1 protein-coding gene is annotated in these 687 nt (G+C 21.8%); it reads right to left on the bottom strand.

Annotated elements, in window-relative coordinates:
* The coding region (locus RI01_RS03270) for a sigma-70 family RNA polymerase sigma factor (RefSeq protein ID WP_017193243.1) at positions 1–249 on the bottom strand (249 nt) is incomplete at its 3' end.
* Between the last annotated feature and the right edge of the window lie 438 nt (positions 250–687).

Here is a 687-nt window from a genome sequence, read left to right as displayed (position 1 = left end):
TTCTGATTTGATAGTTGGTGTCGCATAAGCGATAAAGTCATAACCTAAATCTTGGTAATTATTTAGGGCTTTGATTAATCCTAAAACCCCTTCTTGATATAAATCATCTCTAGTTAAAACTTTAGGGTAATATTTAAAATTATAAGCTAGTTTTTTTACTAAAGGTAAATGAAGTTCGATTAATTGATTTCGTATTTCTAAATTCTTTTTATTTTTTAAAAAATCTTTAAATAATTCTTCTCTTAACATTTAATCCCTTTCTAAAAACGTTTTTAGAAAAGATAAGAAATTATTTTTTTAGTCTTAGAAAAAAAAAAAGACTAACTATTAAGTTAGTCTTAAAGAATTTTTAAAAAACAAAAAGTGTCTAAACTTTTGGAACAGTTCAATGATACCAACATCGAAAAAATATATTAACATTTCAGAAATAGGTAGCATCACTGGAAATAATAAATTCCGAATCTTAGAACAATTAGTCCATGATAAACTCTTTTTTTAAACCCTCATTCATTAATAATAACTAAATTTAAATTATAAACTAAGTTCAACTTTCAGTTTTTGCGCTTTTTTCATAATGATAAAAAAATACTATCTTTTCACCTATTCTATTCTTGATTGTTTAAATTATTTTTGATAAATTAATTTAACTATATTATCTTAAATTATTTTATTTAACTTTAATTATAA

The organism is Italian clover phyllody phytoplasma str. MA1, from assembly GCF_000300695.1.
Taxonomy (GTDB): domain Bacteria; phylum Bacillota_I; class Bacilli_A; order Acholeplasmatales; family Acholeplasmataceae; genus Phytoplasma.
The sequence above is the reverse complement of the archived record's forward strand: the minus strand, read 5'-3'. Positions and strand labels throughout refer to the sequence as shown.